Raw genomic sequence first — 15,055 nt, 5'->3', positions numbered from 1 at the left:
TATTTATGAGGTGTTGAAGTGAAAAATGTCCGTAATTTAACGGAAGGTGCTATTCTTTTAGCCGCCTTTACCGTCTTTTTATTAATAACGATCTACATACCACCCTTAAGTGTAATCAGTGTCTTTATCCTGCCACTGCCATTTATCATGTTTTCGGCGAAAAATAACCTGAAATATATTGCTGTCTTTTTTATCGCTGCTATTATTATCTCGTTTATCTCTAGTTCCTTACAAGGTCTGGGGTTAATGGCCCTATTTGGTACAGCTGGTGTTGTTATGGGCTATATAACTCAAAAAACAAAAAGCCGGTCAGCTGTATTAATAGGAGGTACACTTACCTTTATTATTGGTTTGATCATTTTTTATGCCGTACTTGTTACGTTTATGAATATCAATTTTATTCATGAGCTAAATACAATGTTAGAACAATCCATGAAACAATCACAAGCAATGCTGCAGGCATTAGGAAAAGAAGACCAAGTCAAGCTTTTGCAGGAGCAAAATGCCAATTTAATTAAAAATATCAAGGCATTGGCGCCGGGTTATTTAATAACGGTGGCGATTGTGTATGCTTTTATTACGCAGTGGATTTGTTTCCCGATTGCCAAAAGGTTTGGTATTACTGCTCCTTCGTGGGGGAAATTTAGGAATCTTATGCTTCCTAAAAGTCTTCTATGGTATTACTTAGCCGCATTAGGAGGCTATTTATTATTTCACCCTCAAGAGGGTACATATTTATATCTAGTCATCGTTAATGCCAGATTTATTTTAGAATGGTTTATATTTTTACAGGGATTAGCTTGTTTGTTTTATATTTTTTATCAGCGTTCGTTTGGAAAGGGCTTTGCAATCTTCATTGTAATTCTATCTTTCATCATACCGATTGTTCATTATATAATAATGATATTAGGGATTACTGATTTAGGTTTTGATTTTAGAAAACGATTTGCCAAAAAAGAGTAAAACGTCAAGGAGCTGAAGACTTTGCCTGCATTTTTTGAAAAGCGGTCAATTCGTTACCCTTTTTATGGGCTTATTGGCGTTACTGTGATTCTGCTTATCATCCTGCTTTTATATAATTGGATTTTGAGCGTCGCTGGGTTTTTATTAATGTTAGTGCCCCTCTACTATATGTTAGTCATTGACCGCAGAGAGCGAAAAGAGATGGAAAAATATATTTCCACTCTGTCCTATCGAGTGAAAAAGGTTGGCGAAGAAGCCCTGATGGAAATGCCAATCGGGATTATGCTTATCAATGAGGAATATTACATCGAGTGGACAAATCCTTATCTTTCCTCCTGCTTTGATGAGGTTACATTAGTAGGCAGATCACTTTATGATGTTGCAGATGCGTTGATTCCTTTGATTAAACAAGAGGTAGAAACAGAAGTTTTTACCCTTCATGAACGAAAATTCCGTGTTGTCCATAAACGGCAAGAACGGCTGTTATATTTCTTTGATGTAACGGAGCAAACGGAGATCGAAAAAAGGTATCAGGATGATCGGACGGTTATTGCAACAATTTTTCTTGATAATTATGATGATCTTACACAGGGCATGGATGACCAAATGCGTGGCAGCATTAATAATTTAGTTACGTCGATATTAAATAAATGGGCCCAGGATAATGGTATTTATTTAAAAAGGGTTTCATCCGAACGTTTTATTGCGGTTTTTAGCGAGAGAATTCTTCGTATTCTTGAAAAGGGCAAGTTCACGATCCTCGATGAAGTGAGGGAAATGACCTCTAAGCAAAATGTCACCTTTACATTAAGTATCGGTGTCGGCACAGGAGTATCCTCCCTTCCTGAACTAGGCGCTATGGCTCAATCCAGCCTTGACTTAGCCCTAGGCAGAGGCGGTGATCAAGTGGCCATTAAACTGCCAAGCGGCAAGGTGAAATTTTATGGGGGTAAAACGAACCCTGTTGAGAAGCGGACAAGAGTGAGAGCAAGAGTGATCTCCCATGCCATTAGAGATTTAATTATTGCCAGTGATAAAGTCATCATCATGGGGCATAAGAACCCTGATATGGATTCGATTGGTTCAAGTATTGGTATTTATAAGGTAGCTCAAATGAACCAGAAGGAAGCTTATATCGTTGTAAACATGCAAGAAATGGAAAGTGGAGTAAAAAGGTTAATGGAAGAAATACGCCACCAAGAACAATTATATTCTTACTTCATTGATCCTGAACTTGCATTAGAAATTGCTACAGAAAAAACATTGCTTGTCATTGTCGATACTCATAAACCTTCTATGGTGATAGAGGAACGGTTATTAAATAAAATTGATCATAAGGTGGTCATTGACCATCACCGCCGTGGAGAAGAATTTATTGCGAACCCTCTGCTTGTATATATGGAACCATATGCCTCCTCAACAGCAGAGCTTGTGACAGAATTTTTGGAATATCAGCCAAAACGGAGTAAAATTGAAATGATAGAGGCAACCGCTCTCTTAGCAGGAATTATTGTCGATACAAAAAGCTTCACACTAAGAACCGGCTCACGGACGTTCGATGCCGCTTCTTATCTGCGGGCACATGGAGCTGATACGATTCTTGTTCAAAAGCTTTTGAAAGAAGACGTCGATACATATATACGACGATCGAAGTTAATTGAATCGGTGGCCTTTTACCGTGATGGGATTGCCATTGCTAAAGGCTCAGAACAAGACCTGTATGACCAGGTAATCATTGCACAGGCTGCAGATACCTTATTAGCTATGGATGGGGTACTCGGATCCTTTGTAATAGCGAAACGGGACGAAGGCGTGATTGCTATCAGTGCTAGGTCGCTTGGAAATATCAATGTGCAGGTGATTATGGAGAGCCTCAAGGGCGGAGGTCATTTAACAAATGCAGCTACCCAGCTGACTGGGCTGACGGTTGAAGAAACAGAGGCCCAATTAAAGCTGGCGATTGATGATTATTTTGAAGGAGTGAAAAAAGAATGAAAGTCATTTTTTTAAAGGATGTTAAAGGTAAAGGTAAAAAAGGAGAAGTTAAAAATGTTGCGGATGGCTACGCACATAACTTTTTAATTAAACAAGGCCTGGCCATTGAGGCAAATAATGCTAATATTAGTTCTCTTGATGCTCAAAAGAAAAAGGAAGAAAAGGCTGCCGCTCAAGAGCTTGCTGAGGCTAAAAAGCTGAAGGAAGTTTTAGATAAGACGACTGTTGAACTGACAGCCAAGGCTGGTGAAGGAGGCAGACTGTTTGGTTCCATTACCACCAAGCAAGTTGCGGAAGAATTACAAAAGAAACATGGCATTAAAATTGATAAACGTAAAATGGAATTAGATGATGCGATTCGGACATTAGGACATACAAAGGTGCCAGTAAAGCTTCACCATGAAGTAACAGCGACGTTAACGGTTTCAGTATCAGAAATAAAATAAGGTGAAAATTTGCCAGTACGAAAGTACCAATAAACATGTTAAGATAAGAAGTAGCAATTCTCTTGTGATCGGTTATGACTGGTCACTTTTTTCTTTTAGAGATATGATAATTTTAATATAGTTTTTAATTATCCTTCTAAGCTAGGAGGTTTTTGATAGATGAATGATGTATTAGCGGATCGTATGCCGCCGCAAAATATTGAGGCGGAGCAAGCTGTTCTAGGGGCTATCTTTTTAGAGCCTTCTGCGCTGACGCTGGCTTCAGAAATATTAATACCTGAGGACTTTTACCGTGCGTCCCACCAAAAAATCTTTAATGTTATGCTGGATTTAAATGATCAAGGGAAAGCCGTTGACCTTGTGACGGTTACAGAGGAACTTGCAGCTGCCAAATTGATTGAGGATATAGGCGGTGTTAGTTACTTAAGTGATTTGTCCGGTTCTGTACCGACGGCTGCTAACATAGAGTATTATGCTAGAATTGTAGAAGAGAAGTCCCTGCTTAGAAGACTAATCCGGACAGCTACGAATATTGCTTCTGATGGATATTCCCGTGAAGACGAAGTAGAAGCTCTTTTAAGTGAAGCAGAAAAGAGCATTATGGAAGTGGCCCAAAGAAAGAATGCGGGGGCATTCCATAATATTAAAGATGTTCTTGTCCGAACATATGATAATATCGAGGAAATGCATAACCGTGTTGGGGATATTACCGGGATCTCAACGGGATTTGCTGAGCTCGACAGAATGACAGCAGGATTCCAACGCAATGATTTAATCATTGTGGGTGCCCGTCCTTCCGTAGGTAAAACAGCCTTTGCCTTGAATATTGCCGCAAATGTGGCGACAAAGACAGGTGAAAATGTAGCCATCTTCAGTCTTGAGATGGGAGCTGAACAGCTGGTTATGCGTATGCTTTGTTCGGAAGGAAATATTGATGCGCAAAGACTTCGTACCGGTTCCTTAACAGATGATGACTGGGGCAAGTTAACAATGGCAATGGGCAGTCTCTCCAACTCTGGTATATTTATCGATGATACTCCGGGAGTTAGAATCAGTGATATTCGTTCAAAATGCCGCCGTCTTCAGCAGGAGCACGGCCTCGGTATGATTTTAATTGACTACTTGCAGCTGATTTTAGGAAGCGGCAGATCGGGTGAAAACCGTCAGCAGGAAGTTTCAGAGATTTCCCGTTCACTTAAGCAATTAGCCCGTGAACTTAAAGTCCCTGTTATTGCCCTTTCGCAGCTTTCCCGTGGCGTTGAGCAGCGTCAGGATAAGCGTCCGATGATGTCCGATATCCGTGAATCTGGTAGTATTGAGCAGGACGCTGATATCGTGGCGTTCTTATATCGTGATGACTACTATGATAAGGAATCCGAGAATAAAAATATTATTGAAATCATTATTGCTAAACAACGTAATGGCCCAACCGGAACCGTTGCATTAGCTTTTGTGAAGGAATATAATAAATTCGTAAATCTAGAGACACGTTATGAGCCTCCAGGTGCGTAGTTTTATTATAAAGGATTAGCCTATTTGGCTGATCCTTTTTTAATTTTCATATATTAATATATTTACGAACGTATTTTTCTAGTGTTATAGGAAATGTTCGTGTTTTGTTGACTTTACTCTGCTAAAATTGATAAACTATGTGTAGGTTTAAATAAGAAGCAGAAATTTCGGAGGTGCCATTCATGTCATCAGTAGTGGTTGTTGGAACACAATGGGGAGACGAAGGAAAAGGGAAAATTACCGATTTCCTTTCTGAGAATGCAGAAGTAATCGCACGTTATCAAGGTGGAAACAATGCTGGACACACCATCAAATTTAACGGTGAAACCTATAAGTTACATTTAATACCATCTGGGATTTTTAATAAAGAAAAAATTAGTGTAATCGGTAATGGAATGGTTGTTGATCCAAAGGCACTTGTAGCAGAACTTGCGTATTTACATGAAAAGGGCGTGACAACGGATAATCTCCGGATTAGTAACCGTGCCCATGTCATTCTTCCTTATCACTTAAAATTAGATGAAGTAGAAGAATTGCGTAAAGGTGCAAATAAAATTGGTACAACCAAAAAGGGTATTGGCCCAGCCTATATGGATAAAGCTGCCCGTGTTGGGATTCGGATTGCTGATTTGCTCGATCGTGAAATTTTTGAAGAAAAGTTAGAACAAAATCTTGAAGAGAAAAATCGTTTATTTGAGCGAATTTATGAGACAGAAGGTTTTAAAAAAGAAGATATTCTAGATGAATACTATGAATATGGACAGCAAGTTAAAAAATATGTATGTGATACATCTGTTGTTTTAAATGATGCTCTAGATGAAGGCAAACGTGTTCTATTTGAAGGTGCCCAAGGGGTTATGCTTGATATTGACCAAGGTACATATCCATTCGTTACATCTTCAAATCCTGTTGCAGGTGGAGTAACCATTGGGTCTGGTGTAGGTCCTTCTAAAATCACTCATGTTGTTGGTGTTTGTAAGGCCTATACTTCACGTGTAGGTGATGGCCCATTCCCAACTGAATTAAATAATGAAATTGGAAACCGGATTCGTGAAGTAGGCCGTGAGTACGGTACAACAACAGGCCGCCCGCGCCGTGTGGGCTGGTTTGATAGTGTTGTCGTACGTCATGCCCGTCGTGTCAGCGGCTTAACCGATCTATCTCTAAATTCTATTGATGTGTTAACAGGGATTGAAACGTTAAAGATTTGTACGGCTTATCGCTATAAGGATGAAGTTATTACTGAATATCCAGCAAACTTAAGGATTCTTTCACAATGTGAACCAATTTATGAGGAGCTACCTGGCTGGACCGAGGATATTACCGGCGTTAAATCTTTGGATGAGCTTCCTCTTAACGCTCGCCATTATGTAGAACGTGTAACCCAGTTGACAGGTGTGCCATTGACAACCTTCTCTGTCGGCCCAGATCGCACCCAAACAAATGTTGTCCGCAGCCCTTGGAGACAAATTTAAAAGCGGAAGCGCCTTGACCAGAGGCGACAGGCATAAGACGATCCAGCAAAGAAGGCTGCTTTTTAGCCTTCCTGCTGGATTGGCTGTAGACCTTCGAGCCTCTAGGCGCTGCAGCTAGATAGTAATCAAAGATAAAAGAGATACATTCTTCTTTAATGAGGAGCCCTCTTCTATGAGGGCTTCAAACTTTTTTTAAAAAACTTTTTAAAAAAGTATTGCACTAGCTATAACATCCATGCTATTATAAAAAGCGTCGTCACGATACGATGTTAAAAAGTACGAGCCATTAGCTCAGTTGGTAGAGCACGATCGAATAAGCTACATTGCAACAGCATCATGGCACACGCCGAGCTGCTGCTTGAATAAACTTACTGAGGCGTGGGCATCCGGCGAAAATCAAAGTTTAGGAACATCATATTAGTACGAGCCATTAGCTCAGTTGGTAGAGCATCTGACTTTTAATCAGAGGGTCGAAGGTTCGAGTCCTTCATGGCTCACCATTTATATTTAATATGGCCCCTTGGTCAAGCGGTTAAGACACCTCCCTTTCACGGAGGTAACACGGGTTCGAGTCCCGTAGGGGTCATGGCTTTTGATTGTCAGCAAAAGGCTGGCAAGGACGGTTTCCTTGCTGACGATCAATTAATTTGGTCTGGTAGTTCAGTTGGTTAGAATGCCTGCCTGTCACGCAGGAGGTCGCGGGTTCGAGTCCCGTCCAGACCGCCACTGTTGGCTCAGTAGCTCAGTCGGTAGAGCAAAGGACTGAAAATCCTTGTGTCGGCGGTTCGATTCCGTCCTGAGCCATAAAAAAGAAGCTGCATATGCAAGCTTCTTTTTTGTTTTTATGCAATTATTCTGTAATCATCTTCCCTCCTTTCTCCATAATGCTTCATCCCGACTCCTCCATATAGAAAATCCCAAACCTGTTAATCTTGTCCTATTAAAATTTTGCGTTATAAGGGTTTTTTTTCCTATTCCCGGATGAAATTTGACAAATACATTATGAAAATAGGACTAGAAATATGTCGGCAAAATGTGAAAAATGTCAACGATTATACATTTATGTTACATTCTGAAGACTATGAATCTACTGAAATAAAACTATGTTAAAGTAGTAAAGGTCAAAAATATGGGAAAATTCTTTACTAGACATACATACACGACTGATAAGGGTTTTACCGTGGTTTAGGGGGAGAAAATGTTATTTTCGAATAAAGGAACTAAAACAAATAAATTTTTATTGCTAAAAACAACAGTCATTACTGCTATGGCTGCTTCGGTTATTGCTTTTAGTAGTGGTCCTATTGCATTTGCTTTATCATCAAATTCTACTAAAATCTATCATGTATATCTAAATGGGACCTATGTAGGTAATGTTACCGATAAAAATGTAGTGAATAAACTAATCGCCGAGAAAGTAGACGCCGCAAGGAAATCGTTTACAAATGTCGACTTGAAAATTGAGCCGCAAGTTCAATACATACCGGAACAGGTCATCAACTCAACAGCTAATAATCAGGAAACCGTTAATCACTTTAATAATATCTTCCGGCTGGAGGCTGAATCTTCAGCGATTATGATTGATGGGACACCGGTGGTTTACCTGGATAATAAAGATTCTGCTGAGGAAGTAATAAGAAAACTCAAGCTGCATTATGTATCAGAACCTCAACTGAATGAACTCGAGGCAAGGAGCAAACAAAAAGATGTAGTTCTGCCCCCTCTTCATGAAAATGAAACTCGTTTATTAGACGTCCATTTATCAAAGGACGTATCAATTGAAGAAAAAAATATCACACCAGAAAAAATTATGACCGCTGATGATGCCGTAACTTTTTTACAAAAGGGCACTTTAGAAGAAAAGAAATATGCGGTTGCAGCGGGCGACGCTCTCGAAACCATTGCACATAAGCATGGCTTAAAAGTGGGAGATTTAATCGCATTAAATCCTGGTTTAACAGCGGGCAGCCTCTTAAAGGTTGGTCAGGAACTAAATGTTACAGAGCTTAAACCGTTTATTGAAGTGATTGTTGATAAAGAAGCCAGTCAAAAGGAAGTCATTCCATTTGCTAACCAAGTTGTTGAGGATGCCTCTTTACCAAAGGGGGAAACAAAGGAAAAGCAACCTGGGCAGAATGGATCTCGTTTGGTTACCTATCAAATTTCCGAACAAAACGGTGTAGCTGTTAAAAAAGAGCAGTCCAATGAGCAAAATGTTGTACAGCCTGTTAATCATATTGTGGTAAAAGGAACGAAAGTAATCCCTTCGCGCGGTGAGGGCAGCTTTGCATGGCCGGCTGTCGGTGGTTATGTATCTAGCAAGCAGGGGATGCGCTGGGGTAAAATGCATAAGGGCATAGATATCGCTAGACCTAGTAATAAGACGATAAAGGCTGCTGACAATGGTGTGGTGGTTTTTGCAGGCTGGAGTAATGGTTACGGGAATAAAATTATTATTGACCATCACAACGGTTTCCAAACTCTTTACGGACACATGTCTTCCTTAAATGTCAAAACAGGCCAAACGGTGTCAAAAGGCACTGCTATCGGGATTATGGGAGCAACTGGTGACGCCACCGGAGTTCATCTTCATTTTGAAGTATATAAAAACGGGAGTCTGGTCAACCCGCTATCTTATTTACATTAATGGAAAGAGTCTCTAGTTCATCTAGAGGCTCTTCTATTTTACTTTGAATAATGTCCAGCTTCAGCGCCTAGGGGCTCGGGTCATAAGCCACCCCGTCAAGAAGGCTAAAGTGCAGCCTTCTCGCCGGTTTGTCTTATGCCTTTCGCACCTGGTCAAGGCGCTTCCGCTTTTCCTTATTTGCCAATTGCTACTTATAGATGAATTTCTACTTATAAAATGGTAAAGTAAAATAGAATAGGTATGACTTCTAGAAACTCATTGGTAAAGGAACGGAGCGTCGCGAAAGCAAATTGTTTTACCAATCTGAGCAAAATATAAATTTTTCACTTTTCACTGGTTAAGCTTGAGCTTGCTCACACCGCCGTATTCAATTGAATAAAAAAGGGAGTAATTATATGGAAAAGAAAATACTTGTTGTAGATGATGAAAAACCGATTGCAGATATTTTACAATTTAACTTAAAAAAAGAGGGCTATATTGTATATTGTGCTTATGATGGCAATGAGGCCATTCAGTTAGTCGAAGAAGTTCAGCCTGATTTGATCCTCTTAGATATTATGCTTCCATTACGTGACGGAATGGAAGTATGTCGTGAAGTTCGTAAAAAATATGAAATGCCCATTATCATGCTGACAGCTAAGGATTCAGAAATTGATAAAGTCCTTGGTCTAGAACTGGGTGCAGATGATTATGTTACAAAGCCTTTTAGTACTAGGGAATTAATTGCCCGTGTAAAAGCAAATTTACGCCGTCATAATCAAATTTTAGCGCAGCCAGATGCTGAAAATGAAACGAATGAAATTGAAATTGGTTCACTTATCATTCATCCGGATGCCTATGTGGTTTCAAAAAGAGGCGAAACCATTGAGCTGACACATCGCGAATTTGAATTACTATATTACCTAGCCCAGCATATTGGTCAAGTCATGACTAGAGAACATTTACTGCAAACGGTATGGGGGTATGACTATTATGGTGATGTACGGACTGTCGATGTAACCGTAAGGCGTTTACGTGAAAAAATTGAGGATAGCCCAAGCCATCCAACATGGATTGTCACTCGCCGCGGGGTTGGCTACTATTTGCGCAATCCTGAACAGGAGTAATTAATTAATGAAAAAGGTTGGTTTCTTTCGCTCTATACATGTAAAGTTTGTTCTCATCTATGTCCTTCTTATTTTAGTAGCGATGCAAATTATCGGTGTTTATTTTGTCAAACAACTTGAACAAACATTGCGGACAAACTTTCAAACTTCGATTAAACAGCGGGTGGATCTACTAGCTTACAATGTCGTCGAGGAAATGGAAAAAGAAAGAAAGGCAGAAGACCCAACACTTGAGGAAGATTTGAAGAAAATTCTTAAGGACTTTGATGTCGGTGATAATGATATCACGGAGGTCCAAGTGATTGAGAATCGGTCCTTAAAAATACTTGGTACCTCTCAATCCAGTAATCAGGGACTGGTTGGTCAAAGGACAACCGTACTTCAGGTAAAACAATCAATGGTTTTGGAAGAAGATCAAAGTTCCATCAAGATTGAACAGAAAACCGGACATCGAATCTGGGTCCTCTCAACGCCTATTAAATCTGGTAAAAAGGTAATTGGTGCCATTTACCTTGTTGCAAAAATTGAGAATGTGTTTGAACAAATGAAAACTATTAATAATATTTTTGCTACGGGTACTGCAATTGCCTTATCAATAACGGCTTTATTGGGGATTTTATTAGCCCAAACGATTACACGGCCAATAGCAGATATGAAAAAACAAGCACTTGCAATGGCCAAAGGGAACTTCTCCCGTAAGGTAAAGGTGTATGGTCAAGATGAAATAGGTACGCTCGCCATTACCTTTAACCACTTGACGAAAAAATTACAGGAAGCCCAGGCGGGGACAGAAGGAGAACGAAGAAAGCTGTCATCCGTTCTGTCTTATATGACAGATGGGGTTATTGCAACTGACAGAAAAGGCCGTGTGATTTTAATTAATGATCCCGCAGCAGAAATGCTGAATGTTTCACGTGAAACAGTTTTATCTCAGCCAATTGTTGAGTTATTAGACTTGGATGATACAAATACTTTTGAAGACCTTCTTGAAGAAAAAGATTCGTTAATTTTAGACTACAGTACAAAAGCAGAGCGCTATATACTAAGAGCTAATTTCTCTGTTATACAAAAGGAGACAGGTTTTGTTAATGGTTTGATTGCCGTTTTGCATGATATCACGGAGCAAGAAAAGATTGACGCAGAAAGAAGAGAATTCGTGGCCAATGTTTCACATGAATTAAGGACACCTCTTACCACGATGCGCAGTTATTTAGAGGCACTTGCAGATGGTGCATGGCAAGATTCTGAAATAGCTCCTAACTTCTTAGAGGTAACAAGGACCGAAACAGAAAGAATGATCCGTCTTGTCAATGACCTGCTCCAATTATCAAAAATGGATAGCACTGATTACAAGCTGACAAAGGAATGGGTAAACTTTGTTGACTTCTACAATAACATTATTGATCGGCTTGAAATGTCCAAGGAGCAGAACGTAACCTTTAAACGTAAGCTTCCGAAGCAGGCGATCTTTGTGGAAGTAGATGAGGATAAAATGACCCAGGTCTTATACAATATTATCTCTAACGCCTTAAAGTATTCTCCTGAGGGCGGACAGGTTACTTTTTCGATAAAAGAAAAAGAAGATAAGATTATTGTCAGTGTATCGGACCAAGGGGTAGGAATTCCGAAAGAGAATATTGGGAAAATCTTTGATCGTTTTTACCGGGTCGATAAGGCAAGAACCCGTAAATTGGGTGGTACAGGCTTGGGACTTGCGATTGCTCAGGAAATGGTTAAGGCTCATGGCGGATCGATTTGGGCAACAAGTGAGGAAGGAAAAGGAACAAAGATATCCTTTTCCCTGCCGTATGAACGTTCTGAAGAGGATGAATGGTCATGAGATACGAAAATATAAAATCAGGAATTTTAACAATTTTAGTCTTGGTGAGTCTTCTGCTAACTTGGAATCTTTGGACCTACCAGCCCAACTATGACAAATTGGAAAAAAGTAAAACTTTGGAAGAGGTAACAGTTGATAAAAAACAAGATGTGACAAAAATAGTAAGACCAGATCAGGTATTATTTCATGTGAAAGGTCAACATTACGGGACTAGTAACCCTGATGAATTGGATAAGTTGATTAAGGAAGTAAGCAGCTGGACCATTTTCGATGTGAAAAACTATACCGAAAAGGCTGGTAATGTGGACAGTTTTATCCATGGCAGCGGCAATGCTGAACTAGTCTTCCCTAGTGATGTTCCGATTGAGTTATATCTTAGTGTTTTAAATATTGAAGGGAAGAAAATTCCACCCTTCAATTTTAATCGTATTATTATAAATGTTAACGATTTGGAAAAAGGCAATGGCAGTGTTTATTTTGCCTCCACTGAAACGGGACAGGTTTATATAAGTCATATTTCATCCTCCAATTTAAACGAATTTAATCGGGATTACTATAAAAATGCTGCTCAATATCCAAAGTTTTTTGCTTATAAGGTATCTGATAAACGCACGTTTTATCTGCCAGAGGCTAAAACAAAAATGACAACCTATAAATATTTACCTGTAACGCTTAATTCCGATGAATTTAAAGATGCACTTTTTGACGATCCAAGTTTTGTTCAAAGAAGTTCTATTCCCCATGGGGAGGAATTTACGAATGATTCTAGTAAAATGACGGTTAACTATGACAGCAATATTTTGCAATATATCAATCCGACAACAGAAGACAGCTTTGTGGATAGTTCATACGATTTGGTCAAAAGAAGTATTGATTTTGTCAATGAACATGGAGGCTGGACAGATTCGTTTCGCTATGTTTCTAAAAGTGAGTCCAAACGCTCAGTTACTTTCCGTTTATATAGTACGGATGGTTATCCGATTTTTAATGATAATGGATTATCCGAAATTACCGAGGAATGGGGACATGACGAGATTAATAAATATGTCCGCCCGAATATTACCTTGGATCTTCCATTAATAACAGAAATGCAAACTGTTACCCCTCCATCAGGACATGAAATCTTGGCGGTTTTACAAAGTAATAAGAACTTTAAGCCGGAGCTTCTCGAAGAACTTGTCCTTGGCTATCAAATGGTAAGGAGTTCGGATGAGAATAAACTGATTCTCTTAGAACCTGCCTGGTTTTATCGGTATAACAAATCTTGGGGTCAAATTATGCTGAGCGACCTGGGAGGAGGTTCTGCGGATGGATTGGAGTAAAATTAAAACGATTTTTATCATTACCTTTTTAATTTTAGATGTGTATCTCTTATTTCAATTCATGAAAATGCGGGATGCTAATAATTACGAAGTGATAACGCCGACTTCCTTTGAAGATAAATTGAAGGCGGATGAGATTACGTATGTTGAGCTTCCAAAGGCCCCAATTAAAGATCAATATCTTAGTGCTAAACCTAGGACATTTACAAAAGGGGATATGGCAAAATTGAAAGGACAAAAGGCCGTGTCAATGGAGCCTACCTCTACTCTCGTTGTCATGCTTGATAAACCGATTCAGTTAAGTTCTAAGTTTGAACCTGCTGACCTTGCTTCTTTTATTAAAGCAGGAATACTGTATGGTGAGCATTATCAATTCTGGGAGAAGGATGATAAGAAACATACGATCACCTATTTTCAGCAATACGAAAATTATCCGTTATACGAAAATATCAATGGTATGATTACGTTTAATGTAAATGAGGATAACCAGATTACCTCCTATCAGCAAACCTATTTAGAGGAAGTTGAAAAGTTGACGGCTAAGGAAGAAATCCTTCCACCGTTAAAGGCAATTGAAACATTGCATCAAAAAGGCTTCTTAAAGCCAAATAGTAAAATTACAAAGATTGAACTTGGCTATTCAACGCTTATCCAACTGGCTGCATCCCAAGTATTAGCCCCAACATGGCGCTTTGTGGTAAATGATAAGGACAGCCTGTTTGTCAATGCGTTTGAAGGGCAGATTATTGAGTTTAATAGCGAGGAAAATAGTAAAGTGGAGTGAAAAAGTATGTCGTTACGATATAGCATCCTGGCAAGCGGAAGTACGGGGAACGCCTTGTATGTAGAGTCTGATGAACATTCCTTTCTAGTAGATGCCGGCTTCAGCGGAAAACAGATGGAGTCCCTTTTTGGACAGATTGACCGCGATATCAGCAAGCTTTCCGGCATCTTTGTCACTCATGAGCACAGTGACCATATCAAGGGAATTGGCGTCCTCGCCCGGAAATATCATTTGCCAGTCTATGCAAATGAAAAAACATGGCGTGCCATGGAAAGTTCAGTAGGTGTGATTCCTACAGAGCAAAAATTTGTTTTTAATATGGAAACCGTAAAGAGCTTTGGTTCGACAGACATTGAATCGTTTGGTGTATCCCATGATGCAGCAGAACCAATGTTTTACGTGTTTCATCATTCAGGAAAAAAACTAGTGTTGATAACGGATACTGGCTATGTAAGTGACCGGATGAAGGGCACGATCTCAAATGCAGATGTGTACATCTTTGAATCGAATCATGATGTGCAGATGCTGCGGATGGGCAGATATCCATGGAATATTAAGCGCAGAATCTTAAGTGATGTCGGGCATGTTTCAAATGAAGATGCGGCACTTGCGATGAGTGATGTGGTGGGAGATCAGACAAAACGGGTCTATCTCGCACACTTAAGCCTTGATAATAATATGAAGGATTTAGCCAAAATGGCGGTTGCACAAACATTAGAAAGCCGCGGTTTAATTGTTGGTGAACAGTTTGACCTTTATGATACAGATCCAAAAATCCCAACAATTTTAACAGCTGTATAATTTTTCAGATGGAGGTCATATAGACTTCCATTTTTTTATGACATAAAGTATAAAAGTTTTTAACTTTGAGAATTGTCTAGCTCCAGCGCCTAACCCCTCGATGGTCTACAGCTTTCCAGTTGCGGCTCCTTGGGACTCGAGTCATAAGCCATCCCCTGAAGAAG

The 15,055-nt window shown here is 39.6% G+C and carries 11 protein-coding genes and 4 tRNA genes; all 15 read left to right on the top strand.

What is annotated here, in order from left to right; genetic code table 11:
- Positions 1–18: 18 nt before the first annotated feature.
- The 15 genes from COD92_RS21000 (at position 19) to COD92_RS20930 (ending at position 14,891) form a co-directional block, all read left to right on the top strand.
- The gene (locus COD92_RS21000; RefSeq protein WP_098530223.1) at positions 19–963 is read left to right on the top strand and encodes a YybS family protein; all 945 of its coding nucleotides are present in this window, start codon (positions 19–21) and stop codon (positions 961–963) included.
- A gap of 21 nt (positions 964–984) precedes the next feature.
- Positions 985–2,958 (top strand): DHH family phosphoesterase, encoded by a 1,974-nt coding sequence (locus tag COD92_RS20995; RefSeq protein ID WP_098530224.1) that lies wholly within the window; start codon positions 985–987, stop codon positions 2,956–2,958.
- Positions 2,955–3,404 (top strand): 50S ribosomal protein L9, encoded by a 450-nt coding sequence (gene rplI / locus COD92_RS20990; RefSeq protein ID WP_098530225.1) that lies wholly within the window; start codon positions 2,955–2,957, stop codon positions 3,402–3,404. Before COD92_RS20995 ends, rplI begins: the two co-directional genes overlap by 4 nt.
- A 159-nt stretch (positions 3,405–3,563) precedes the next feature.
- Positions 3,564–4,916 carry a replicative DNA helicase gene (dnaB, locus tag COD92_RS20985; protein ID WP_098530226.1) on the top strand — a complete coding sequence of 451 codons (1,353 nt, stop codon included), beginning with the start codon at positions 3,564–3,566 and terminating at the stop codon, positions 4,914–4,916.
- 182 nt (positions 4,917–5,098) lie between these two features.
- The gene (locus COD92_RS20980) at positions 5,099–6,391 is read left to right on the top strand and encodes an adenylosuccinate synthase (protein WP_098530227.1); all 1,293 of its coding nucleotides are present in this window, start codon (positions 5,099–5,101) and stop codon (positions 6,389–6,391) included.
- 424 nt (positions 6,392–6,815) lie between these two features.
- Positions 6,816–6,891: transfer RNA gene (locus tag COD92_RS20975), tRNA-Lys, on the top strand.
- A 14-nt stretch (positions 6,892–6,905) separates the two neighbouring features.
- Positions 6,906–6,977: transfer RNA gene (locus tag COD92_RS20970), tRNA-Glu, on the top strand.
- A gap of 63 nt (positions 6,978–7,040) precedes the next feature.
- Positions 7,041–7,117 (top strand) — tRNA-Asp (locus COD92_RS20965).
- 5 nt (positions 7,118–7,122) lie between these two features.
- Positions 7,123–7,195 (top strand) — tRNA-Phe (locus COD92_RS20960).
- A gap of 394 nt (positions 7,196–7,589) precedes the next feature.
- On the top strand, positions 7,590–9,038 hold the full coding sequence (locus COD92_RS20955; RefSeq protein ID WP_098530228.1) for a peptidoglycan DD-metalloendopeptidase family protein: 1,449 nt from the start codon (positions 7,590–7,592) through the stop codon (positions 9,036–9,038).
- A gap of 395 nt (positions 9,039–9,433) precedes the next feature.
- Positions 9,434–10,144 (top strand): response regulator YycF, encoded by a 711-nt coding sequence (gene yycF, locus COD92_RS20950; RefSeq protein WP_098530229.1) that lies wholly within the window; start codon positions 9,434–9,436, stop codon positions 10,142–10,144.
- 7 nt (positions 10,145–10,151) lie between these two features.
- Positions 10,152–11,984 carry a cell wall metabolism sensor histidine kinase WalK gene (gene walK, locus COD92_RS20945; protein WP_098530230.1) on the top strand — a complete coding sequence of 611 codons (1,833 nt, stop codon included), beginning with the start codon at positions 10,152–10,154 and terminating at the stop codon, positions 11,982–11,984.
- A complete protein-coding gene (locus COD92_RS20940; RefSeq protein ID WP_098530231.1) occupies positions 11,981–13,306 on the top strand; it encodes a YycH family regulatory protein in 1,326 nt (441 codons plus the stop codon). Before walK ends, COD92_RS20940 begins: the two co-directional genes overlap by 4 nt.
- Entirely contained in the window at positions 13,293–14,090 is a 798-nt protein-coding gene (locus tag COD92_RS20935; protein ID WP_098530232.1) for a two-component system regulatory protein YycI, read from the top strand. Before COD92_RS20940 ends, COD92_RS20935 begins: the two co-directional genes overlap by 14 nt.
- Positions 14,091–14,096: 6 nt before the next feature.
- The gene (locus COD92_RS20930) at positions 14,097–14,891 is read left to right on the top strand and encodes an MBL fold metallo-hydrolase (RefSeq protein WP_098530233.1); all 795 of its coding nucleotides are present in this window, start codon (positions 14,097–14,099) and stop codon (positions 14,889–14,891) included.
- Positions 14,892–15,055 lie beyond the last annotated feature (164 nt).

The sequence above is a fragment of the Bacillus sp. AFS037270 genome, assembly GCF_002585305.1.
This window is presented reverse-complemented; position numbering and strand designations above follow the sequence as displayed.

Bases quoted from the DNA above. Each gene is read 5' to 3' on its own strand.
- COD92_RS20930 (WP_098530233.1), top strand. From the start codon at position 14,097: ATGTCGTTACGATATAGCATCCTGGCAAGCGGAAGTACGGGGAACGCC.
- yycF (WP_098530229.1), top strand. From the start codon at position 9,434: ATGGAAAAGAAAATACTTGTTGTAGATGATGAAAAACCGATTGCAGAT.
- rplI (WP_098530225.1), top strand. From the start codon at position 2,955: ATGAAAGTCATTTTTTTAAAGGATGTTAAAGGTAAAGGTAAAAAAGGA.
- walK (WP_098530230.1), top strand. From the start codon at position 10,152: ATGAAAAAGGTTGGTTTCTTTCGCTCTATACATGTAAAGTTTGTTCTC.
- COD92_RS20955 (WP_098530228.1), top strand. From the start codon at position 7,590: ATGTTATTTTCGAATAAAGGAACTAAAACAAATAAATTTTTATTGCTA.
- dnaB (WP_098530226.1), top strand. From the start codon at position 3,564: ATGAATGATGTATTAGCGGATCGTATGCCGCCGCAAAATATTGAGGCG.
- COD92_RS20980 (WP_098530227.1), top strand. From the start codon at position 5,099: ATGTCATCAGTAGTGGTTGTTGGAACACAATGGGGAGACGAAGGAAAA.
- COD92_RS20935 (WP_098530232.1), top strand. From the start codon at position 13,293: ATGGATTGGAGTAAAATTAAAACGATTTTTATCATTACCTTTTTAATT.
- COD92_RS20940 (WP_098530231.1), top strand. From the start codon at position 11,981: ATGAGATACGAAAATATAAAATCAGGAATTTTAACAATTTTAGTCTTG.